Annotated in this window: 22 protein-coding genes and 1 tRNA gene; 17 read left to right on the top strand and 6 right to left on the bottom strand. The window is 54.8% G+C overall.

Translation table 11 applies throughout. The annotated features are described in order from the left end of the window. Window positions 1-77, top strand: a tRNA-Val gene (locus Q0931_RS15380). Between the two features lie 73 nt (window positions 78-150). Here the strand turns inward: Q0931_RS15380 and Q0931_RS15375 are convergent. The 4 genes from Q0931_RS15375 to Q0931_RS15360 form a co-directional block, all read right to left on the bottom strand. Continuing rightward, window positions 151-633 carry a GAF domain-containing protein gene (locus Q0931_RS15375; protein ID WP_299261848.1) on the bottom strand — a complete coding sequence of 161 codons (483 nt, stop codon included), beginning with the start codon at window positions 631-633 and terminating at the stop codon, window positions 151-153. Between the two features lie 68 nt (window positions 634-701). Beyond that, window positions 702-1,520, bottom strand: coding sequence for a MetQ/NlpA family ABC transporter substrate-binding protein (locus Q0931_RS15370; RefSeq protein ID WP_299261846.1), 819 nt, complete (start codon window positions 1,518-1,520; stop codon window positions 702-704). A gap of 120 nt (window positions 1,521-1,640) precedes the next feature. After that, complete coding sequence (locus Q0931_RS15365; protein WP_299261844.1) at window positions 1,641-2,294, bottom strand: methionine ABC transporter permease; 654 nt, start codon at window positions 2,292-2,294, stop codon at window positions 1,641-1,643. Further along, complete coding sequence (locus Q0931_RS15360; protein ID WP_299261842.1) at window positions 2,275-3,318, bottom strand: methionine ABC transporter ATP-binding protein; 1,044 nt, start codon at window positions 3,316-3,318, stop codon at window positions 2,275-2,277. The genes Q0931_RS15365 and Q0931_RS15360 overlap by 20 nt, the downstream gene beginning before the upstream one ends. A 279-nt stretch (window positions 3,319-3,597) precedes the next feature. On the opposite strand from Q0931_RS15360, the gene Q0931_RS15355 reads away from it, so the two are divergent. From Q0931_RS15355 to Q0931_RS15300, 12 genes are all read left to right on the top strand, one after another. After that, the gene (locus Q0931_RS15355) at window positions 3,598-4,206 is read left to right on the top strand and encodes a riboflavin synthase subunit alpha (RefSeq protein ID WP_299261840.1); all 609 of its coding nucleotides are present in this window, start codon (window positions 3,598-3,600) and stop codon (window positions 4,204-4,206) included. A gap of 126 nt (window positions 4,207-4,332) precedes the next feature. Beyond that, window positions 4,333-4,884, top strand: a complete 552-nt coding sequence (locus tag Q0931_RS15350) for an adenine phosphoribosyltransferase (RefSeq protein WP_115853305.1) — start codon at window positions 4,333-4,335, stop codon at window positions 4,882-4,884. 40 nt (window positions 4,885-4,924) lie between these two features. Next, entirely contained in the window at window positions 4,925-5,413 is a 489-nt protein-coding gene (gene gpt / locus Q0931_RS15345; protein WP_299261836.1) for a xanthine phosphoribosyltransferase, read from the top strand. A 2-nt stretch (window positions 5,414-5,415) separates the two neighbouring features. Continuing rightward, window positions 5,416-6,117 carry a uracil-DNA glycosylase gene (ung, locus tag Q0931_RS15340; RefSeq protein ID WP_299261834.1) on the top strand — a complete coding sequence of 234 codons (702 nt, stop codon included), beginning with the start codon at window positions 5,416-5,418 and terminating at the stop codon, window positions 6,115-6,117. A 151-nt stretch (window positions 6,118-6,268) separates the two neighbouring features. Beyond that, a complete protein-coding gene (upp, locus tag Q0931_RS15335; protein ID WP_189519658.1) occupies window positions 6,269-6,898 on the top strand; it encodes a uracil phosphoribosyltransferase in 630 nt (209 codons plus the stop codon). An 8-nt stretch (window positions 6,899-6,906) separates the two neighbouring features. Then, entirely contained in the window at window positions 6,907-7,488 is a 582-nt protein-coding gene (gene mobA / locus Q0931_RS15330) for a molybdenum cofactor guanylyltransferase MobA (RefSeq protein WP_299261827.1), read from the top strand. A 73-nt stretch (window positions 7,489-7,561) separates the two neighbouring features. Next, the gene (mobB, locus tag Q0931_RS15325) at window positions 7,562-8,128 is read left to right on the top strand and encodes a molybdopterin-guanine dinucleotide biosynthesis protein B (protein WP_299261825.1); all 567 of its coding nucleotides are present in this window, start codon (window positions 7,562-7,564) and stop codon (window positions 8,126-8,128) included. Beyond that, window positions 8,121-9,356 (top strand): gephyrin-like molybdotransferase Glp, encoded by a 1,236-nt coding sequence (gene glp, locus Q0931_RS15320; RefSeq protein WP_299261823.1) that lies wholly within the window; start codon window positions 8,121-8,123, stop codon window positions 9,354-9,356. Before mobB ends, glp begins: the two co-directional genes overlap by 8 nt. Continuing rightward, window positions 9,353-10,156, top strand: coding sequence for a cyclic pyranopterin monophosphate synthase MoaC (gene moaC, locus Q0931_RS15315; protein WP_299261821.1), 804 nt, complete (start codon window positions 9,353-9,355; stop codon window positions 10,154-10,156). The genes glp and moaC overlap by 4 nt, the downstream gene beginning before the upstream one ends. Before the next feature lie 22 nt (window positions 10,157-10,178). Beyond that, window positions 10,179-10,631: a molybdopterin synthase catalytic subunit MoaE gene (gene moaE, locus Q0931_RS15310; RefSeq protein ID WP_299261820.1), complete on the top strand. Its 453-nt coding sequence runs from the start codon at window positions 10,179-10,181 to the stop codon at window positions 10,629-10,631. After that, window positions 10,628-11,617 (top strand): GTP 3',8-cyclase MoaA, encoded by a 990-nt coding sequence (moaA, locus tag Q0931_RS15305; protein WP_299261818.1) that lies wholly within the window; start codon window positions 10,628-10,630, stop codon window positions 11,615-11,617. Before moaE ends, moaA begins: the two co-directional genes overlap by 4 nt. 126 nt (window positions 11,618-11,743) lie before the next feature. Beyond that, on the top strand, window positions 11,744-12,034 hold the full coding sequence (locus Q0931_RS15300) for a hypothetical protein (protein ID WP_299261816.1): 291 nt from the start codon (window positions 11,744-11,746) through the stop codon (window positions 12,032-12,034). A 92-nt stretch (window positions 12,035-12,126) separates the two neighbouring features. Here Q0931_RS15300 and Q0931_RS15295 read toward each other — a convergent pair whose 3' ends face one another. Further along, window positions 12,127-13,689 (bottom strand): ribonuclease J, encoded by a 1,563-nt coding sequence (locus Q0931_RS15295; protein WP_299261814.1) that lies wholly within the window; start codon window positions 13,687-13,689, stop codon window positions 12,127-12,129. 206 nt (window positions 13,690-13,895) lie between these two features. Between Q0931_RS15295 and purU the strand changes: the two genes are divergently transcribed. Beyond that, on the top strand, window positions 13,896-14,750 hold the full coding sequence (gene purU / locus Q0931_RS15290) for a formyltetrahydrofolate deformylase (protein WP_299261812.1): 855 nt from the start codon (window positions 13,896-13,898) through the stop codon (window positions 14,748-14,750). Between the two features lie 30 nt (window positions 14,751-14,780). On the opposite strand, the gene dinB is transcribed toward purU, so the two are convergent. Beyond that, the gene (gene dinB / locus Q0931_RS15285) at window positions 14,781-15,824 is read right to left on the bottom strand and encodes a DNA polymerase IV (protein ID WP_299261810.1); all 1,044 of its coding nucleotides are present in this window, start codon (window positions 15,822-15,824) and stop codon (window positions 14,781-14,783) included. Window positions 15,825-16,269: 445 nt separating this feature from the next. On the opposite strand from dinB, the gene Q0931_RS15280 reads away from it, so the two are divergent. The 3 genes from Q0931_RS15280 (at window position 16,270) to Q0931_RS15270 (ending at window position 20,763) form a co-directional block, all read left to right on the top strand. After that, window positions 16,270-16,653, top strand: a complete 384-nt coding sequence (locus tag Q0931_RS15280; RefSeq protein WP_299261808.1) for a histone-like nucleoid-structuring protein, MvaT/MvaU family — start codon at window positions 16,270-16,272, stop codon at window positions 16,651-16,653. Window positions 16,654-17,280: 627 nt separating this feature from the next. Beyond that, window positions 17,281-18,399, top strand: coding sequence for a polysaccharide export protein (locus Q0931_RS15275; RefSeq protein WP_299261806.1), 1,119 nt, complete (start codon window positions 17,281-17,283; stop codon window positions 18,397-18,399). A gap of 129 nt (window positions 18,400-18,528) precedes the next feature. Beyond that, window positions 18,529-20,763, top strand: coding sequence for a polysaccharide biosynthesis tyrosine autokinase (locus Q0931_RS15270; RefSeq protein WP_299261804.1), 2,235 nt, complete (start codon window positions 18,529-18,531; stop codon window positions 20,761-20,763). Window positions 20,764-20,787: the final 24 nt, after the last annotated feature.

The following is a 20,787-nucleotide window of genomic DNA, read 5'->3' as shown; positions in this document are numbered from 1 at the left end:
AGGACCGTAGCTCAGTTGGTTAGAGCGCCACGTTGACATCGTGGAGGTCAGCGGTTCAAATCCGCTCGGTCCTACCAGAACATTAAAAACCCGCCACGGTCCCCGTGGCGGGTTTTTTGTTGTGCATGTCTTTCGAAATCCGGGCGAAAGTCACACTCGATCAGGCAGATCGGTCTGCTCGATCAATACCTGGCACAGCGCTTCAATTCCTGCCTGATCCTCAATGCCAAAGCGACCGGGCAAGGGGCTATCGAGATCCAGCACGCCCCAGAGCCTGTCATCCTTGATCAGCGGTACGACCAGCTCCGAGCGCGATGCGGCGTCACAGGCAATATGGCCGGGGAAGGCATGCACGTCTTCCACTCGCTGGGTTTCTCCCATGCGTGCTGCCGCACCACAGACCCCTTCCTCGAACCCGATGGGATTGCATGCCGGCTGTCCCTGAAAGGGGCCAAGGCGTAGAACGCGCTCTTCCCTATGTATGTAAAAGCCTGCCCAGTTCAGCTCGGGAACCTGTTGAAAGATAAAGGCGGCCATCTGTGCGGTGTTGGTCACCCAGTCCCGGGTGTCGAGCAGGGCCATTAGCTGGCGCTTGAGCATGGCGTAATCGGTCGTGGGTCGTGTGTTGCTCATGAATCGTCTCACTGCATGGATAACAAAAAGGGCCGGCACAGGCCGGCCCCGATCAGCCATATGGGGGTTTACTGGTTGTTTTCCCAGCCGGCGATGGCGCCACCCTTGAAGAGCTCATCTGCCTTGTCGACGACCTGCTGGCTCTGGAAGGCCTCCACGAGGTGCTGGATCTTCTCGCTGTCCTGATCACCCTGGCGCACCACGATGAGGTTGACGTAGGGAGAGTCGCCATCCTCAACGATCAGTGCCTGATCCACTGTCATGTCGGCGGCGACCGAGTAGGTGCTGTTGATAAAGGCCATATCGACATCCGGCAGGGCGCGCGTGAGCTGGGCGGCGTCGAGTTCGCGCAACTGATAGTTATGCGGATTATCGGTGATGTCGTCCGGCGTGGCCGTCGGGCTTTGCGGGTCACGCAGTGTGATCAGGTTTTCACGAGCCAGCAGCAGCAGCGCGCGCGCTTCGTTGGAGGGGTCGTTGGGTACGGCAATGGTTGCCCCTTCCGGCAGTTCGTCAATGCTCTGGTATTTATCGGAGTAGGCGCCGATCGGATACACGAACGTTTTGCCTGCAGCGACAAAATCAAAGCCACGATCGGCCATCATGCTGTCCAGATAGGGCTGGTGCTGATAGGCGTTGGCATCGATGCTGCCATCATCAAGCGCAGCATTGGGGGAAACGTAATCGTTGAATTCGGTGATTTCAACATCGAGTCCGTACTTGTCCCTGGCCACTTCTGCAGCCGTTTCCATCAGGGCCGTCTCAGGGCCTGCCATGGTGCCGACGCGAACCGTGTTCTCATCATCGTTTGAGTTGCCGCAGCCGGCGATCATGACGCTGGCGCTCAGTGCCAGGGCAGTACCCAGCCCCTTCGGTGAAATTCTCATGTGTCATCTCCTTGCAATGAATTCGACAGGGCGTGCTGTCGACAGGGTTTAACGCGCCGTTATCAGCGCCTGTGGATGTTGTCGTTATTGTTTTGAGGACGTTGTTTCAGGGGTGCTTGCCTAGCGATGACGACTACGATGCACAAAAAAGTCGCCCAGCATTTGAACGCCCTGCACCATGACCACCATGATCAGAACCGTTACCAGCATGACCATGGGGTTGTAGCGGGAATAACCGTAATTGTAGGCCACTGCTCCCAGGCCGCCGGCACCGATAGCACCGGCCATGGCGCTGTAGCCAATCAGCGCAATAATGGTAATGGTGGCGGCCGTGATCAGTCCGCCCCGCGCCTCGGGTAACAGAACACGGGTAATGATCTGCCACGGGGTGGCGCCCATCGACTCTGCGGCCTCGATCAGGCCGTGAGGCACTTCGTTGAGCGCCCCCTCGACCAGGCGCGCGACAAAGGGGATGGCGGCAATGCTCAGCGGCACCAGGGCGGCAGTCGTGCCGATATAGGAGCCCACCAGCCAGCGGGTAAAGGGCGCCAGTGCCAGCATCAGGATGATAAAGGGTACCGAGCGACCCACGTTGACGACCAGGCTGATGGCGCGATTGAGCACCGGCATGGCCATGATGCGGTTTTCACGGGTGACGTAGAGCGCCACACCCATGACGATGCCCAGCGCAATGCCGATCAGGCCGCTGCAGATGACCAGATAAAAGGTGTCAATCACGGCATCGAGAATACGGTCAATCATGGCGCTGGACATGGCCAAGTACCTCCGTTTGAACGTCAAGCGTGTGTAGATGGTCCATGGCGGCGTCAAGCGTGTCGCGGGCGCCGTCAAACTCCGCGATCATCAACCCCAGAGTGCGGCCCTGAATGTTTTCAACACGCGCCTGCAGGATCCGCAGTCGAATGCCGAAGTGCTGTTCCAGCTGGGTCATCAGCTGACTGGAAAGGGCCTGACCGCGGAACACAAGACGTACCACCGGCAGACGGTTGTCTTCGGGGCTGTCTGCCATGCGCTGTAAAAGCGCATTGGAGGGTGCCAGCTGCAGAAAATCGTTGAGAAAGGTCCGGCCTTCCTCGGTGGCAGGGCGAGTGAAAAAATCGCCTACCGGAGCGGTTTCCACCAGCGCGCCGCCACTGATCAGGGCGACCTGATCACAGATGGTCCTGACCACTTCCATTTCATGAGTAATCAGCAAAATGGTCAGCCCCAGGCGCTGATTGATGTCTCTTAACAACGTCAGAATGGAACTGGTGGTCTGCGGGTCGAGCGCCGAGGTGGCTTCATCACACAAAAGAGCCTGCGGATTGCTCGCCAGTGCCCGGGCAATGGCCACACGCTGTTTCTGGCCTCCGGAGAGAGCAGCGGGATAGGCGCTGGCTCGATCGTTGAGGCCGGTCAGCTCCAGAAGTTCGTCGATGCGCTGATCGATGTCGCGGCGCGGGGTACCGATCAGCTCGAGGGGCAAGCCGATATTGTCCCGCACGGTGCGTGATTCCAGCAGGTTGAAGTGCTGAAAGATCATGCCGATGCCATGGCGCGCCTTTCGCAGCTCGGTCTTGTTCATGGCCGTCAATTCCTGTCCGGCCACGAACACCCGACCGCGCGTAGGACGCTCCAGTAGATTGACGCATCGAATCAGTGTGCTCTTGCCGGCACCGGAAACACCAATGACACCAGTGATGCTGCCAGCCGCCACTTCAAGATTGACGTCCTTGAGCGCTGTCACGGCCTTGGCGCCCTGACCATACACTCGGGTCACATTTTCAAGTCGAATCATCGGATTGGAATGTCTTCAATACAGTTGGGTCGTGTACCACCGGGCGCGTACCTGACGTGGTGAATGTGATCGTCGTGAAAAGTGCGCTGGGCACAAGGCGCGCCAGTATACTTGATCCATCGCACTCACGCGTCATAAGTACCCGATAGTACGGCTATATGAACAATACACTGGCTGTGCCGAATGCAGGTCGGGTCAGGAAGATAACGATGCAGTGCCGGGTGACAGCGCGAACGGAACAGGCGAGTATGGTCATTTAAATCTGTCAGCGAGGCCATCATGTTTACCGGTATCGTACAGGGCATGGCCCGGGTGGTAGCCATTGAGCGCCTGGAAGGGCTTCATCGTCATGTGATCGACATGCCCGAACCTCTAATGGAGGGATTGGCCCATGGCGCATCAGTGGCGCATAACGGCTGCTGCCTGAGTGTCACGAGCATCGAGGGGACACACGTCGGCTTTGATCTCATGCGTGAAACGCTGGCCCTGACCAATCTGGGCGCGCTCGAGGTCGGAGATGACGTGAATGTGGAGCGGGCGGCACGCCTGGGAGACGAAGTCGGTGGGCACGCCATGTCGGGGCATGTCATGTGCATGGCCACACTGGTCTCACGTGAGGAGGCGCCCAATAACTGTCGTCTCTGGTTCGAGCTGCCGCAGCAGTGGACAAGGTTTCTGTTCGACAAGGGATACATCGGTGTCGATGGCATCAGTCTGACCATCGGTGAAGTGCGGGACAACCGGTTTTGCGTCAATCTGATCCCCGATACGCTTTCGCGTACCGTCATTGGCAGCCGAGCAGTAGGGGATGGCGTCAATATCGAAATTGACCCCCAGACGCAGACCATTGTTGAAACGGTTGAACGGATTCTTGCTGCAAAAGGGTGAAATTGCATACCGATGTGGCCTGTGCGGGTCGCTTGCGTGGGCACCATTGGGTAAAATGTTCACCGTTTATATAAAGCGACCGGCAATGGCCGGTCGTTTTGCATATGGGTCGACGAGAGATTGAACGTGGCGACAAGTATTTACGGCGACTATATCAAGTCGGTGATTCGTACCGTGAAGGATTGGCCGGAACCCGGGGTCAACTTTCGCGATATCACGCCGGTACTGCAAAACAGTGCTGCCTTCCGAAAACTGATCGACAGTTTCGTGCACCGGTATCAGGAACTCGATATCGATGCGATCGCGGCGATCGATGCGCGCGGCTTTATTATTGGTGCGCCGCTCGCCTATGAGCTGGGCTGCAGCTTTGTGCCGGTACGCAAGAAGGGCAAGCTGCCCTTTCGGACCATCAGCGAGACCTACAGCCTCGAGTATGGTGAGTCGACCGTGGAGCTGCATTCCGATGCCTTTCAAAAGGGCGACAGGATCCTTTTGGTGGATGACCTGATTGCCACGGGAGGCACCATGCTGGCCGCTGCCAGGCTGATCGAGCGCAGTGGCGGCATCATCGTTGAAACGGCCGCCATCATTGATCTGCCCGAGCTTGGTGGCGGTGACATGATTCGTGCCGAAGGCTACAGCGTCTTCGCAGCCTGCACCTTTACTGAAGACGAATAGGCAGGGCAGACGTGTCTCCCTCGACGCACAGGATATTTCCATGAGTACCGAGCGCTACCATAACCAGTTCACGATCTCCTGGGATCGCCTTCACCGGGACGTGCGCATGCTGTGCCATCAGCTTGTTGGCCGTGATTTCAAGGGGATCGTAGCCGTCACCCGCGGTGGCTTGATCCCGGCGGCCCTGATCGCGCGTGAGCTCGATATTCGCCTGATCGATACGGTCTGCATCAAAAGCTATGAGCACATGGCGCAGAGCAGCATCAATGTACTCAAGGGCATCGATCATGATGGCGATGGCTGGCTTCTGGTGGATGATCTGGTCGATACCGGCAAGACCGCCGGCGCCGTGCGCGAGATGCTGCCGCGGGCGCATTTCGTGACCATCTATGCCAAGCCGGAAGGGCGCCCGATGGTGGATCAGTACCTGACCGAAGTGGCGCAGGATACCTGGATCCAGTTCCCCTGGGACATGGGCGTCTCCTTTGTCGAGCCGCTGGTGGATCAGCTTCGTACCCGCAAGGAGTAATCATGGCCCTGCCGCTGCCCGAGAGCTGGCATCGTTACCTTGGTGATGAGGTGGATGCCCCCTACATGCAGGCGTTGAAAGCCTTTCTGCGTCATGAGAAGGATCAGCGCAAGGTCATTTATCCAGCCTCCGAGCACTGGTTTCGTGCCTTTGAGCTGACGCCGCTGGAAAGTGTCAGGGTCGTCATTCTGGGGCAGGACCCCTATCACGGTCCGGGTCAGGCACATGGCCTGTGCTTTTCGGTGCGCCCGCAGGTCGCCATTCCGCCTTCGCTGATGAATATCTACAAGGAGTTGAAAAGCGATGAGGTGGCTTTTGAGCCGGTCAATCATGGGTTCCTGGAAAGCTGGGCACGCCAGGGCGTTTTGCTGCTCAATAGCGTTTTGACCGTCGAGCGCGGTCAGGCGGCATCACATCGCGGGCAGGGTTGGGAGACCTTCACGGATCGGGCCATCGAGATCATCAACGAACACTGCTCGCATGTCGTGTTTCTGCTCTGGGGCAGCTATGCCCAGAAAAAGGCCGCCTTTGTGGACCGAACGAAGCATCTGGTGCTTCATGCGCCGCATCCGTCACCGCTGGCCGCACATCGTGGCTTCTTTGGTTGTCGTCACTTCTCTCAGACCAATGCGTTTCTAACGCAAAAGGGCGAGGCGCCCATCGACTGGCGCCTGCCTCCGCTCGAACAACTGCCCGACGCTTAATCGACGTCATGGCAATGTGTCAATATGTCCTCTATTGTCGGTGCATGGACGCTTAACGCGTCTGTGTGCGCCAGAGTAGAATAGAGGGCACTTGCGCTGCCCATCGCATGAAAGGGGTAGCGATATTCTTCTATCAGGCCGTATATCCATCATGAATGTTCATACCATTGATCACCCTCTCGTCAAACACAAGCTTGGGCTGCTGCGAGGTGCCGGGATCAGTACCAAGCACTTCCGTGAGCTGGCCAACGAGCTTTCAACCCTTTTGACCTATGAGGCCACCAAGGGGCTCGAGCTGGGCGATGAAACCATCGAGGGCTGGAGCGGCAAGCCGCTGAAGGTTCAGCAGATCAAGGGCAAGAAGGTCACGGTGGTGCCGATTCTGCGCGCCGGTCTTGGCATGCTTGATGGTGTCACAACGCTTTTGCCGAGTGCCCGTATCAGCGTTGTGGGGCTTTATCGCAACGAGGAAACGCTGGAGCCGGTCCCCTATTTCGAGAAGTTCGTGCAGGATCTGGATGAGCGTCTGGCGATCGTCATTGATCCCATGCTGGCCACGGGTGGCTCCATGGCCGCCACGCTTGACATGCTCAAGGCCAAGGGCTGTCGTCAGATCAAGGTCATCGTGCTGGTGGCCACGCCTGAAGGCATTGCGCGGGTTTCACGCTCGCACCCTGAAATTGAGCTTTATACGGCTGCCGTCGACGAAGGTCTCGACAGTCACGGCTATATCGTGCCCGGGCTTGGTGACGCCGGTGACAAGCTGTTTGGAACGCGCTAAAGGCGATCATGGATAACCGAGCATGCATTACCGGCGTAGTGCTGGCTGGCGGTCTGGGGCGTCGCATGGGCGGCGTCGACAAGGGGCTGGTCGAGCTTGCCGGGCGGTCGTTTGTCAGCCACGTGCTGGCGGCGATCGCGCCTCAGGTGTCGCAGGTCATGATCAATGCCAATCGCCATCAAGAGGTCTATGCGGCGCTGGGTTATCCGGTCATTGCCGATCTCATCCCGGGTAGTGCCGGGCCACTGGCGGGGTTTCATGCCGCGCTCAAGGCAGCTTCAACACCACTGGTGCTGATGGTGCCGTGTGATACGCCGGCACTGCCCGAGACACTTGTGGCATCCCTCCAGGCAACACTGACAAGCCTTGATGTGGACATCGTTCATGCCAGCGATCATGAGCGTGCTCATCCCACGGTCGCGCTTTTGAAACGCGATCTGGCCGATGACCTGGAACAGTATCTGCTCGGTGGGGGGCGCAGGATTGACCAGTGGTACGCACGCCACCCTTATGCGGCCTGTCAGTTCGACGATGCCCGGGCCTTTATCAATATCAATACACCCAATGACCGGGATGCCTTTGGCCAATGATCATGTCACAGGTCGTACGGGGCCTAACCTGACCGCCGGCCGATAACCGTGTCGTTTTACTCAGGCAGGGACCATGACGCAGCTGAACCTTTCCGATATTGAAATTCCGCTTCTGGGCATCGCCGCCTGGAGCGGTACGGGCAAGACAACGCTGCTGGAAGTCCTGCTGCCTGCCTTGCGCGCTCGCGGTCTCAATGTGGCCGTGATCAAGCATGCCCATCACGACTTTGATGTCGATATTCCCGGCAAGGACAGCCATCGTCTGCGAAAGGCGGGGGCAGCACCGATGCTGGTTGCCTCTGGAAAGCGTTTTGCCCTGATGATGGAAACGCCGGGCCAGGAGGAGCCCTGCCTGCCGACACTGCTGGATCAGGTGCTGTCGCTATCGCCGGATCTTGTATTGATTGAAGGGTTCAAGCAGTGGCCGCTGCCCAAGCTCGAGCTTTACCGCGACGCCGTAGGCAAGTCCCTGCGCGCCTTTGACGATCCCTGGGTACGGGCGGTGGCAACGACCGATGAGGTGACCTTGCCATCAGGTGTGGAGCGCCTGGACCTGGATGATCACGGCGCATTGCTTGACTGGCTGGTGGCCTGGCCCGCCCGATGGCGGAGCATGGCTCAGGGGCCGCGTCATGAGTGATTGTTTTGAGACCAGTGAGACGCTGCTTGACGTCGATGAAATGCTGGCTCATATCCGGGCCGCTACGCCAGTGCCAGTCGGGATGGAGCGCGTAGCGCTGACACACGCCGTTGATCGGATACTCGCCGAGCCGCTGGTGGCCACACTGCCCCTGCCACGCTATACCGCCTCTGCGATGGATGGTATCGCCTTCACCAGTCAGGGCCGAACGCGTTTCAGGCTGGTCGGGGAGGCATTGGCGGGGCATCCCTTTGATGGGGTCGTGGCTCCGGGTGAAGCGGTATCGATTACGACAGGTGCGTCGCTGCCGGCTGGGTGCGATACGGTAGTCATGGCCGAGGATATTGCCGCCAGCGGGGAAGATGTCGAGCTTGTCCGGCCCGAAGCCGTAAAACCGGGACAAAACATTCGACACGTTGGTGAAGAAATTGCCATTGGGGATCATGTTTTCGAGCCGGGCACGCTGTTGGGGCCGGCTCAGCTTGGCATGGCGGCCTCGCTCGGTCATGAGTACCTCAATGTGCATTGCCGCCCCAGAGTGGCTATTTTTTCCAGTGGCGACGAACTTCGACGTGCCGGCGCCGGTAATGACACGACATCCTCTCTTTTCGATGCCAATGCCTTTAGCCTTGCCGCTTGTTTGAAGCGGTGGGGGGCAGAAATTGTCATGACCGATATACTGCCTGACAGTCTTGATGAAAGTATTGGTCAGTTATCGAGTGCCAGCAGGCAGGCTGACCTGATCATTACTTCAGGAGGCGTGTCAGCCGGTCAGGCGGATCTGATCCGTGCGGCCACCCAGCAGCTTGGGCAGATAACCTCCTGGCGTGTGGCCATGCGGCCGGGTAAGCCCATGGCGTTTGGCCATATCAAACAGGTGCCGTTTTTCGGACTGCCGGGTAATCCCGTGGCAGCGCTGGTGACCCTCATGCAGTTTGTGCAGCCGCTGTTTCGACAGTTGAGCGGGTGGCGCCACTGGGCGCCGGTAAAATGGCACGCCATCTGTGAACAGCCCCTGAAAGGACGTTATGGCCGGCTGGATCTTTTAAGAGGCCGCTATCATGTGGATGCGCAGGGCGTCATCAGTGTCAGTGTTCTGAAGGAGCAGGGGTCGCACCGGCTGAGCTCCCTTTATGATGCCAACTGTCTCATAGAGCTGCCTGCCGATAGGGCAGACTGTGATACCGGCACGCCCGTGACCATACAACCGCTTGGAGAATTGATATGACATTGACCCACCTGAATGAAAGAGGTGAGGCCAGCATGGTCGATGTGTCGGACAAGCAGAGCAGCCACCGTGAAGCTGTCGCCACCGGTCGTATCGTCATGCAGCCCGAAACATTGAAACTTCTCGCCGATGGTGACATGCCGAAAGGGGATGTGCTGGCGACGGCACGAATTGCCGGTATTCAGGCGGCCAAGCGCACGCATGAGCTGATTCCGCTGTGTCATGCGTTGATGCTTTCCAGGGTGGCGGTGGATTTTGAGCTCGACACAGCCAATCACTGTGTGCGGGTGAAAGCCTTCTGCCGCCTGGACGGGCGTACCGGGGTTGAGATGGAGGCGCTCACGGCGGTCTCCGTGGCCTGCCTGACGCTTTATGACATGTGCAAGGCCGTGGATCGTGGCATGGAAATCATGGCTGTACGCCTTGATCACAAAAGCGGGGGGCAGTCGGGCGTTTGGGAGAGAAAGTCACCCTTGGCAACAGACGTCAATGAATCGGATGCGATCGAAACCAAAGTCCTGAATACGTTAGGTGACACGAATGAAAGGCCTGTCGAAATACGTTTTTTTGCCGAGTTGAGAGAGCGACTGGGCGTCGAAAAATTGAGTGTTTTACCAGGACATCTATCGTCTCCTACACTGATGGGATTAAAGGAGTGGATAAAGTCGCAGGTTGATGTGCCTCAGGCGCTTGATCAGCCCCGCTTACTATGTGCGGTCAACCATGACATGGTGCAGGGTGATGTCACGATCAATCCCGGCGATGAGATTGCCTTTTTCCCACCCGTCACCGGAGGCTGATCATGATCGTCAGAAAGGATGCATGATTACGATACAGTACGAACCCTTCGATATTGGCGATCTTCACAAGCGTCTGTCACAAGATGGTCATGGAACAGGCGCCGTGGTCAGTTTTGTCGGCCGTGTACGAGACTTCAATGAATCGCCGGAAGTCACGGCGCTGACGCTTGAGCATTATCCCGGCATGACCGAAAGGGCGCTGGAAAGTGTTGTCGAGCGTGCGCGTGGTCGCTGGCAAATCAATGATGTAATCATCGTTCATCGTATCGGCTACATGACACCGGGAGACGATATTGTCGCGGTGCTTGTGAGTACACCGCATCGTCATGCCGCCTTTGAAGCCTGCGCCTTTATCATGGATTTTTTAAAGACCAGTGCTCCTTTCTGGAAAAAGGAACATACCCGCAGTGGGGATTACTGGGTCAGCGAGCGTGAAAGCGATCTGGCGTCGTTGAAGCGCTGGGAGCAGCAATGAGTGAATTGATTGATGATTTTGATCGCCGTATCAAATATGTGCGTATCTCTGTAACGGACCGCTGCGATTTTCGCTGCGTTTATTGCATGAGTGAAGAAATGACGTTTCTTCCACGTGATCAGGTGCTTTCGATCGAGGAGCTCTCGCTTGTGGCGAGAGCATTTACCGAACTGGGCGTGGAAAAGATTCGTTTGACCGGAGGGGAGCCGCTGGTCCGTCGCAATATTGATGAGCTGGTGAATAACATCGGTGCGCTGGAAGGTCTTCGTGACTTTACCATGACTACCAATGGCGCACAGCTGAGGCGCTATGCCTCGTCACTGCGTCAATCGGGCATGCAAAGACTTAATATCAGCCTCGATTCCCTGAACCCCGAGCGATTCAAAGAGCTTACCCGGACCGGTAACCTTGAAAAGGTCATTGATGGTATTCGCGCTGCGAAAGAGGCAGGCTTTGAGCGTATCAAGCTCAATGCTGTCATCCTCAAGGGACGAAATGATGACGAGATACTGGATCTGGTAGATTTCGCTCGAGATGAAGAGATCGATATCAGCTTTATCGAAGAAATGCCGCTGGGTAACGTTTCAGAGCATTCGCGTGAGGAGACCTTTTGTTCCAGCGACGAGGTACGCTCGATCATCGAAACGCGCTATCCGCTGCTGCATTCCACGGAAAATTCGGGAGGGCCTTCGCGTTACTATCGCATGGCTGATAGCCATTCCAGGATCGGGTTCATTTCTCCCCATAGCCATAACTTCTGTGACAGCTGCAACCGTGTACGCGTGACCTGTGAAGGCAGATTGTTACTATGTCTTGGTAATGAACACTCTACGGATTTGCGTGAAGTCATTCGTCAGAACCCGGGCGAAATCGAGCCTCTGAAACAGAAAATTCGCGACTCAATGTCTCTCAAGCCACATCGGCATCATTTTACGACCGATGGTGACGTGCAGATTGTCAGATTCATGAATATGACCGGGGGATAGGACATCCTGTTTTAATGGAAAAAGGGCCAACACATGTTGGCCCTTTTCTTTATGGTGCATAATTGCTAACCCTTTTTCAGGGTATATACTATTCGAGGCATATGTCTTTTATTTGGAGCGCTGGATATGTCGACAGAAACGCTGGAAAAGATCGCTCGCAACAAGAATGTGGCAAGAGCTGCGGCGCGTCAATTGAGTATGGAACAGTTGACCAAGCTGTCCGAAATTATTGATGAGGTCATGACACAAAAGCAGGAGGAAGAACAAAAACGCCGGCAGGAAGAAGCAAGCAAGGAACAAAAGCTTGCTGAAATTCGTGCTGCCATGACGGATGCTGGTTTATCCGTCAATGACCTGGTTGGAAACGAGCAGCCGCGAAAGCGTCGAGGTCGCCCCCCCAAGGATGCCAATGCCTGAGTTTCTCTGGTTTTCCAGGAGCATCCTTGAGCACCATCATTTCTCCTTTTAAAAGCCGTGATGGCCGCACGGCTTTTACAACAAATGCGCTATTATTCATGCGGCGTTGTATTGACGATATCGACCGTAATTCTGGAAGATTGCCCGAGCTGCTCTCGGAGCCAGTGATCGGCAAGCCCTTCCAGTAGATGGGCCAGTTCTTTTGATGATCGGGCGGTCATGTTTTCCAGCGTGATATCCACCCAGTCCCCTAGTGTCTCTTCATCCAAGAAAGCATTGACCTGACTGTCGATCAGCATTCTGCCTACACGCTGCCACTGCTCCGTATCTGCCTGATAAACAACGGGAAGCACAACGATCGTCTCGTTTTGACGACTCGGAGGTTTTCTTGCTCTTTTGCGCTGGGAAATAATGACTGGAGAAAGTGTTAATGTGCACTCCAGTGCCATGCGTTTGCCATTCCAGCGCAGCCATTGTCCATTAACGGGCAGTATCGAACTTTCGATACCCAGCGTGCCGGCAATGTCACAATGGGCCTTTTGATGTGCGCTTTCGCCATGCACGGGCAACAGGTGTGCAGGTCTGACCCATTGATACATACTGAGCAGTTCATCACGGCCAGGATGGCCTGATGCATGCAGCCCCGGGTGCGCCTCGTCACTATAAATATGGGCCCCTTTTTGTGTGAACGCCTGCTGCAGCCGCGCCACGGCCCTTTCATTGCCCGGAATGGCTCGCGAAGAAAAAATAATGCAATCACCGGGCTCGATTTCAAGCGCCGAGTGCTGATTGGCCGCCAGACGAGAGAGCGCTGCGCGGGACTCTCCCTGGCTGCCGGTAGCCAGAATCAGGATTTCCTTGGGAGGCAGATAGCCAATATCGGACAGGGGCACGGTGTCCGGGAAGTCGTCCAGGTAACCCAGCTCGCGTCCCAGTCTCACCATTTTCTCCATTGCCCTGCCCAGCAGGGCAATGCGTCGATGATGGCGTCGTGCGGCAAGCCCTGTAGCTAAAATGCGGGCCAGATTGCTGGCAAAGCAGCTGACCACAATGCGTCCTTCGCAGCCTTCCATAAGTCGCTCAAGGGTAGCCGCTACTTCACTTTCACTGTGCGAATGGTTTTCTACCATGGCATTGGTAGAGTCACCCACCACAAGATCCACCGGTGCAATGCGGGTGAAATCCTCTTCTCGAGTTCTGGCCCCCAGTACGGGTTGAGGGTCAATTTTCCAGTCACCGGTATGCAGGATGCGATGGCGATCTACCTCGAGCAGCAGAGAAACGCTTTCCGGTATAGAGTGAGCGACATTGATACTTTGTATGGAAAAGGGTCCCGCATCGAAATGGGTGCCCGGTATAAAGGTTCGGATGGCATCGGTTGCCAGACCCTGCTCAACGAGTTTTTGTCGCGCTATGCCTGCCGCCAGGGGCGTTGCATATATCGGGCAGCCAAAACGTGGCCATAGCCAGCCAAGGGCACCGAGGTGGTCCTCATGCCCATGGGTAATGACAATGGCTTCGGGTCGAATGCCCAGCGTTGCCAGTGAGGAAACGTCCGGAATCTGCAAGGAGGTGTCGTGAAGGTCCTGACGCAGGGCCATACCGCAATCAACGATCAGCCATCGAGACTGAAAGCCGTAAAGCATCAGGTTCATGCCGATTTCACCACAGCCGCCAAGCGGCAATATTTCAATCTCAGAGCGGCGACGGGGGCGAACTTGTACGCGTGTCTGATCCATGGCGGGCCCGGCAATAGTTTGATATCAACTATACGCAACGCATCAGGTGGTCACAACGAACGCTGCTCAAAAGCATATGAATTCGCTACAATTCCTGTTTTTGACCGAGTAGCGTGATTCCGATGTCCCTTTGTCGTCTAGTGGTAACCTGTCCTGATCGTGTTGGTATTGTGGCGCGCGTTTCGTCGTTTATCGCCGAGAAGGGCGGCTCTATTACCGAAGCCAATCAGCACTCCGATCTGGAAACAGGGCGCTTTTTCATGCGCTATGAAGTCGAGACCCGAAATATGAATGCCGATAGCGATGCCTTTCGTCATGCCTTCGCCCGGATTGCCGAAGAGTTTGATATGCAATGGCAGTGGCGTGATGGGGAGCAAAAGCGGCGGCGACTGATGATTATGGTCTCACGAGAATCTCACTGTCTGGTGGATCTCTTATATCGATGGACCGCCGGTGAGCTTGACTGTGATATCGCAGGCGTCATTTCCAATCATGACGACATGCGCAGTCTGGTCGAATGGCACGGTATCGAATATCACCATATTCCGGTGTCTGCTGATGACAAGGCACCTGCCTTTTCAGCCATGGAAAGGGTGATTGAAGACAGTCAGGCCGACACGATTGTGCTGGCACGTTACATGCAAATCATTCCGCCCTCGCTGTGTGAACGCTATAGCGGCCAGATCATCAATATCCATCACAGCTTCCTGCCTTCCTTTGCCGGCGCCAAACCCTATCATCAGGCCCATACCCGTGGGGTCAAGCTGATCGGGGCGACTTGTCACTACGTGACTCAGGAACTGGATGCCGGCCCGATCATCGAGCAGGACATTCAACGTGTTACTCACTGCCATACGACCAGTGATCTGGTTCGGCTGGGAAGGGATATCGAAAAATCGGTACTGGCACGAGGCGTGCGCTGGCATTTACAGGACCGCGTATTAATCGATGGTAACAAGACCGTCGTCTTTTCCTGAGAACAATGGCAGCGACAGAGAGTGCATGAATCAAAAAAGCCCCATCTGTCGCTGCGCATCCTCCGATACAAGTCTTACGCCAACGCCAAGCAGCCTGACCGGTCGCTCTGCCCGGTGCCACGCGGTATCAAAAAGCGGTAGAAAGCTTTCCAGTTCCGGCGCTCGTCCTGCAGTCTCCATGGTCGTGATCGAGAAATCATCAAAGCGGATCTTGACGAAAAGCTTGTTGATCGCTGGGTGTTGGTGGCGCGCCATACGCTCTTCCAGTCGCATTACAAGCTCGGTTATTTCCTGGCGGCATACGGTCATGCTGGGGAGGTCTCGATCAAACGTGGTTTCCACACTAATCGATTTTCGCTCTCTTTCCACCTTGACCGGGCGCTCGTCTATACCACGTGCCAATTCATGTAGCCGTACGCCGAACTTGCCAAACTCTTCGAGAAGTATCGGCAGCTCAATGGCTCTGAGCTCCTTGCAGGTATGAATGCCCTGGGCTTCGAGCTTTTTCGCAGTGGCCGGCCCCACGCCATGAAGTTTTGTAATGGAAAGCTGATCCAGAAAATTACTGACCTGGTCGGGGGTGATGGTGTACAGGCCGTCAGGTTTTTGCCAGTCGCTGGCAATCTTGGCGAGAAACTTGTTGGGTGCGACGCCAACAGAGATGGTAATTCCCACGCGCTGTTGTACTTCCTGCTTGAGCCATTGTGCCATCCAGGTGGCGCTGCCTTTCATGCGCTCGACATGTGTGACATCCAAAAAGGCCTCATCAAGTGACAGCGGCTCGATAAGTGGCGTCAATTCGCTGAATATGGCTTGTACCTGCTGCGATGCCTCCCGATATTTATCAAAGTCGGGGCTCAAGCGCTGTAGGTGAGGGCAAAGTCTTTGGGCATGTGCCATCGACATGGCCGAGCGTATGCCATATTCGCGAGCCGGATAGTTGCAGGTGGCTACAACGCCCCGGCTTTCTGTTCGTCCTCCAATGACTAGTGGAGTGTGTCGAAGGGAAGGGTTGTCGCGCATTTCGACTGCTGCGTAGAAGCAGTCGCAGTCCGCATGAAGTATCTTGCGCATCACAAGTTTTGAAGTTGGCTGTATGAATATACATACTATAGCTTATGCATACTGTAAATCCTTCATGGCCTCGTAGAAAAATGTTGCTGTTCTAAACTGTTAAAATTCATATGGCACATGGAAATCTCTCCCGATTGCAGGCATCGATAATTTCTTCTTGATCGATGCTATAGAGACTCGCTGTATGGCAGTATGAGAATTAGATGTTCAATAGTGCTTTTTCATTATCCGGGCTGTTGTGGCAGGCCTGTCTAATATTAACAATGGTAAATGCGGTATGGTTATATAGCGTCTAACGCAGTTGAAGCAGTTGTTGAGGCCAGGTTTTACTTTAAAGCATTCTTTTTTTGACGTACTATTCGACCAACCAGGGATTAAAATTATTTTAATAGGCCTTAGGGTCAGCATCTTGGCAAGAGATGTGTATTAGATGGAGAGGTCGGTAATGTCGTTGTTAAATGAATACATGAAAAAAGAACAACTGCTCAAGCAGCTGCGCGAGGAATTGCAGCAACTGGAGCAGGATCAAAGACTCAAGGGCGAGCTTGAGTTCAAGGAGAAGCTTGAACAGCTCATGCAGGCCCACGACAAGACAGCTGCTGATGTCATTGACATCCTTGATCCCGGCGATGGGCAGTCAGCTACAAGGCAATCATCTTCTTCTGAAAGTCAGGGGGCGAGCCGTCGTAAGCGCAAATTGAAGGTATATCGCAATCCGCACACTGGCGAAGTTGTAGAAACCCGTGGTGGCAATCAGAAGACGCTCAAGGCATGGAAGGAAGAGTACGGTAACGATACGGTTGAACAGTGGCTTGAACGTACTGAGTAAATCTCTTTCCCCCAAGGGCCGTTAAACGGTCCTTTTTTTGTGCCTGCAGTTTTATTCGGGGCTGGTCCATTGGCAAAGTGATATCTTTTTGCACTCCTGCCACAATATTCAGGGGGAGCTTCACCCATGCTGTATTCTGCACAAGTATCAGAACAACAAATGTTTAAAATGTGCAGTAGGCCATTGATAGTGCGATCTATCGCCTTTTCAGGGTTTCTCGTAACACACCGTGACGTGATGGTTTGTAAAAGTCCGGAGTCATTAATGGCAGGCAAGATGCCGGTGCTGTAGAATTCTCGAATAATGATGCGCAAAGCAGCATACCTTCGCTGGTGGGGGGTCTGATAGCATCGACAGCAATCCAGAAGTCTGAATAATTTTATCTGATCTTTAATTAAAGGTTCTCAGCATTTTTGCCGATTCCTTTAGTTGGATCAGGTCATGTTATTGAGGCGTCGATTCGACTTGCAGTCATGGACTGCTGCATCATGCGATACCGTTCGGCAAGCGCCGAGTAAAAAAGCGACATCGGCGGTATTTTATGGCCTCGGAAACACGCCAGTATCGACATTCCGTGGCGGTAGCGTGTCCAGACGCCGGAATAATTTTGACAGGAGTAAGCGGTTAATGAAGCGGCTGCTGAGTTGTGCCTTGTTGGGGAGCTCCCTTGTTCTGGGAGGCTGTGCTCTTTCTCCCGGCAGTGATATGCCCTATGAAAATTCAGGGCCACCCATCGATGATCTGGTGGATGTCCAGCCCATCACCTTTGGTCTTGTGCAGGCGCAGAACGCTGCCCGCAAGGAGTTCAACTCTCAGCAAAGCCTGAAAGAGGCCACTGACGAGACAAGGTTCGATGCCAACGATTACGATTATCGTATCGGCAAGGGTGATATTCTCAATATTATTGTTTATGACCATCCTGAACTCACGATTCCGGCCGGAGGCGAGCGGAGCTCTGTTGAAACCGGTAATGTGGTTCACAGTGATGGCACCATCTTTTATCCCTATGTGGGGCGTGTACAGGTCGCCGGCAAGAATGTAGCGGATGTGCGTAGTCAGATCGCCTCAGCATTGGCGGATTACATCGCCGAGCCCCAGGTCGAAGTCAATATTGCCAGCTTCCAGTCCCAGAAAGCCTACGTGAGCGGGCAGGTTTCCAATCCTGGCCAGCAGCCGATTACCAATACGCCACTCACGGTACTGGATGCCATCAGCAGCGCAGGTGGTCTTAACGAGAACGCTGACTGGCGTCATGTCGTACTGACGCACAATGGCGAAGAACAGATCCTCAATGTCTATGACATGCTGCAAAATGGCCAGATGAGCCAAAACCGCCTGCTGCATGATGGCGATGTGCTGCATGTGCCTGATGTTGGTTCGCAAAAGGTTTATGTGCTCGGAGAAGTCCTTAGACCTCAGGATCTCCCAATGGGCGGACATCGATTCAGTCTGGTCGATGCGCTGAGTCAGTCGGGTGGCATTGATGAAGTTGAAGCACGGGCTTCGGGTATCTTTGTCATCCGCCAGGGTGGTCCGGGCGACAAGCAGGCGACTGTCTATCAGCTTGATGCCAGCAACGCAGCGTCTTACGTCATCGGCACAGAATTCCAGCTTGAACCGCAGGATATTGTGTATGTCACTACTGCGCCGATCAGCCGTTGGAACCGTGTCATCAGTCAGTTGTTGCCGTCGACCAACCTGACTCGTCAGTCGATTGGTTCGGTTGATGATTACAACGACCTCTAACGAGTTCCGCGCTATCCAGTTCGCTGGATAGCGCGTGTCTTGAGTCGGCAGTATCGGGAATGAGCGCTGTACAAAACTGACAGATCTGCTCATGTACCATTTCGTAAATGGAATCAGTGATAAATCAATATGGCCTCGAATACTGAAAAATATCAGTCAGCCGATTCCGGCGAAGAGCTTGATCTAGGCCGTCTGTTTGGTCTGATGATCGATAACAAGTGGCTGATCGCCCTGATCGTATGTGTATTTACGTTTCTCGGGATTCTCTACGTTACGTTTAAAACACCGGTTTACCAAAGTGATGCCCTTCTTGAAATAGAAGGGCGTGCCAACCCAGCCAGTAACCCGGTTCAAAATCTGGGCGTTTTCGGGGATACCCCCCGGTCAACGGCCGAGATGCAGATACTTACTTCTCGCATGGTACTTGGCCAGGCAGTTGATCGTCTCAACCTGCAGCTGAGTATTACGCCCGAGGGCCTTCCGATTCTGGGGGATACGCTGGCGCGTCGCGGCATCGAGCGCCCCTCATTTGCTCAGGGATGGTCGTCGGTGTGGGCCGGTGAAAGCATCAATGTCACACGTTTCATCGTGCCGGACAGCTGGATCAATAGGCCGCTGACGATCAAGTCGCTGGGTAACGATCGCTATGAGCTCCGTGCTGATGGTCAACTGATTCTGGAAGGTCAGGTCGGTCAGTTGGCGCAGTCGCGTGATGGTAATGTTGAAATGCGCGTTATGGACATGACGGCAGGGCAGGGCGCCGAGTTTACGGTCGTCAAGCGTTCGCGCCTGTCAGCCATCAACAGTCTGCGCAGTGGGTTTGAAGTAGAAGAAATCGGCCGCTCTGGAACGGGCATTTTGCAGCTGACGCTGAATGGCACTGATCGGGATCAAATTCGTGACAGCCTCAAGGCCATCACTGATATTTATATCACGCAGAACATTGAAAGACAGTCAGCCGAAGCGCAACAAAGCCTCGACTTCCTCAATCAGCAGGCGCCACGCGTACGTGACAGTCTGGTGGAAGCTGAAAACAAGTTAAACAGCTATCGTGTCAATCAGGATTCTGTCGATCTTGATCAGGAAACCTCTTCGGTACTGAATCAAATAGTTAACCTTGACAATCAGCTTAACCAGCTCAAGTTTGATGAAGCAGACCTGTCACGTCGTTTCAACAAGAGCCATCCACAATACCAGGCACTGTTGCAAAAGCGTGAAGAGCTTAACGCCGAGAAAGAAAGGCTACAAAAGCGTGTTGACAGCCTGCCTGAAACACAGCAGGAAGTTCTGCGACTCCAGCGCGATGTGAACGTCAATCAGGAAATGTACGTTCAGATGCTTAACCGTATGCAGGAGATGAACATTGCAAAGGCGGGTGCCGTAGGCAATGTCCGCATCATTGATGACTCTACCCTGCAGAATAGTCCGGTAGCACCGCGTAAGGCGCTTATCACTGTCATCGCTTTTGTACTGGGTCTGGTCGTTGCCATCATCGTGGTTCTTATCCGTCGAATCATGAATCGTGGCATCGAAAGCCCCGAACAGCTTGAACAGATCGGTATGCCCGTTTATGCCTCCATACCTCTGAGCGGTAACCAAAGTGGTTTGGTAAAAAAGACACGTGGTAGTCGTGGTTTGCGAATCGGGCGCAATCAAAATGCCAGAAATACGATAGATACGGGTGTTCTGGCACTGCGCAACTCGGATGACCAGGCCGTTGAAGCCGTACGTAGCCTGCGAACCAGTCTGCACTTTGCCATGATGGAAGCGCCCAACGCCCGGCTTATGATCAGTAGTGCCAGTCCGGGTGCAGGCAAAAGCTTCGTGGTGTCCAATCTTGGTGTTGTGTGTGCTCAGGCAGGTCAGAGAGTGCTGGTCATCGATGCTGATATGCGCATGGGCCATCTACACCATGTCTTCAAGGGCCGCTCGGAAAAGGGGTTGAGTGATGTCCTGGCTCGCAGAACCACGGCTTCTGAGGTAGTACGCTCGGGTGGCGTTGATGGACTGGACTTTATTTCGCGCGGTGCCGCACCGCCGAATCCGGCAGAGCTTTTGATGAGTGCCGGGTTTAGTGAGCTGCTGGCCTGGGCCGATCAGCATTATGACCTGATCATTATCGATACGCCGCCTATCCTGGCAGTCACGGATGCCGCCATTATCGGTAAGCAGGCAGGGACCAACATGCTGCTGGCTCGCTACGGTGTGAATCCTCCTGCCGAGATTGAACAGGCAAGACGTCGATTCGAACACAGTGGCGTGGAAATCAAGGGAACTGTTCTCAATGGTATAGAGCAGACGGCGTCCCATCGTTACGGCGGCAATTACGGTAATTACCACTATAGCTATGGCAAAAAATCGTAAAGATTAAAAAGAGCGCCTTGTGGC

Origin of the sequence: uncultured Kushneria sp. (assembly GCF_947497025.1) — a bacterium.
Lineage (GTDB): Bacteria > Pseudomonadota > Gammaproteobacteria > Pseudomonadales > Halomonadaceae > Kushneria.
This window is presented reverse-complemented; position numbering and strand designations above follow the sequence as displayed.

Excerpts from the sequence above, each read along its gene's own strand:
- moaC (WP_299261821.1), top strand. The coding sequence starts at position 9,353 with ATGACATTGACCCACCTGAATGAAAGAGGTGAGGCCAGCATGGTCGAT.
- upp (WP_189519658.1), top strand. The coding sequence starts at position 6,269 with ATGAATGTTCATACCATTGATCACCCTCTCGTCAAACACAAGCTTGGG.
- purU (WP_299261812.1), top strand. The coding sequence starts at position 13,896 with ATGTCCCTTTGTCGTCTAGTGGTAACCTGTCCTGATCGTGTTGGTATT.
- mobA (WP_299261827.1), top strand. The coding sequence starts at position 6,907 with ATGGATAACCGAGCATGCATTACCGGCGTAGTGCTGGCTGGCGGTCTG.
- Q0931_RS15300 (WP_299261816.1), top strand. The coding sequence starts at position 11,744 with ATGTCGACAGAAACGCTGGAAAAGATCGCTCGCAACAAGAATGTGGCA.
- Q0931_RS15355 (WP_299261840.1), top strand. The coding sequence starts at position 3,598 with ATGTTTACCGGTATCGTACAGGGCATGGCCCGGGTGGTAGCCATTGAG.
- glp (WP_299261823.1), top strand. The coding sequence starts at position 8,121 with ATGAGTGATTGTTTTGAGACCAGTGAGACGCTGCTTGACGTCGATGAA.
- dinB (WP_299261810.1), bottom strand. The coding sequence starts at position 15,824 with ATGCGCAAGATACTTCATGCGGACTGCGACTGCTTCTACGCAGCAGTC.
- Q0931_RS15370 (WP_299261846.1), bottom strand. The coding sequence starts at position 1,520 with ATGAGAATTTCACCGAAGGGGCTGGGTACTGCCCTGGCACTGAGCGCC.
- Q0931_RS15280 (WP_299261808.1), top strand. The coding sequence starts at position 16,270 with ATGTCGTTGTTAAATGAATACATGAAAAAAGAACAACTGCTCAAGCAG.
- Q0931_RS15270 (WP_299261804.1), top strand. The coding sequence starts at position 18,529 with ATGGCCTCGAATACTGAAAAATATCAGTCAGCCGATTCCGGCGAAGAG.
- mobB (WP_299261825.1), top strand. The coding sequence starts at position 7,562 with ATGACGCAGCTGAACCTTTCCGATATTGAAATTCCGCTTCTGGGCATC.
- moaE (WP_299261820.1), top strand. The coding sequence starts at position 10,179 with ATGATTACGATACAGTACGAACCCTTCGATATTGGCGATCTTCACAAG.
- Q0931_RS15295 (WP_299261814.1), bottom strand. The coding sequence starts at position 13,689 with ATGAACCTGATGCTTTACGGCTTTCAGTCTCGATGGCTGATCGTTGAT.
- Q0931_RS15375 (WP_299261848.1), bottom strand. The coding sequence starts at position 633 with ATGAGCAACACACGACCCACGACCGATTACGCCATGCTCAAGCGCCAG.
- moaA (WP_299261818.1), top strand. The coding sequence starts at position 10,628 with ATGAGTGAATTGATTGATGATTTTGATCGCCGTATCAAATATGTGCGT.
- gpt (WP_299261836.1), top strand. The coding sequence starts at position 4,925 with ATGAGTACCGAGCGCTACCATAACCAGTTCACGATCTCCTGGGATCGC.
- Q0931_RS15365 (WP_299261844.1), bottom strand. The coding sequence starts at position 2,294 with ATGTCCAGCGCCATGATTGACCGTATTCTCGATGCCGTGATTGACACC.
- ung (WP_299261834.1), top strand. The coding sequence starts at position 5,416 with ATGGCCCTGCCGCTGCCCGAGAGCTGGCATCGTTACCTTGGTGATGAG.
- Q0931_RS15360 (WP_299261842.1), bottom strand. The coding sequence starts at position 3,318 with ATGATTCGACTTGAAAATGTGACCCGAGTGTATGGTCAGGGCGCCAAG.
- Q0931_RS15275 (WP_299261806.1), top strand. The coding sequence starts at position 17,281 with ATGAAGCGGCTGCTGAGTTGTGCCTTGTTGGGGAGCTCCCTTGTTCTG.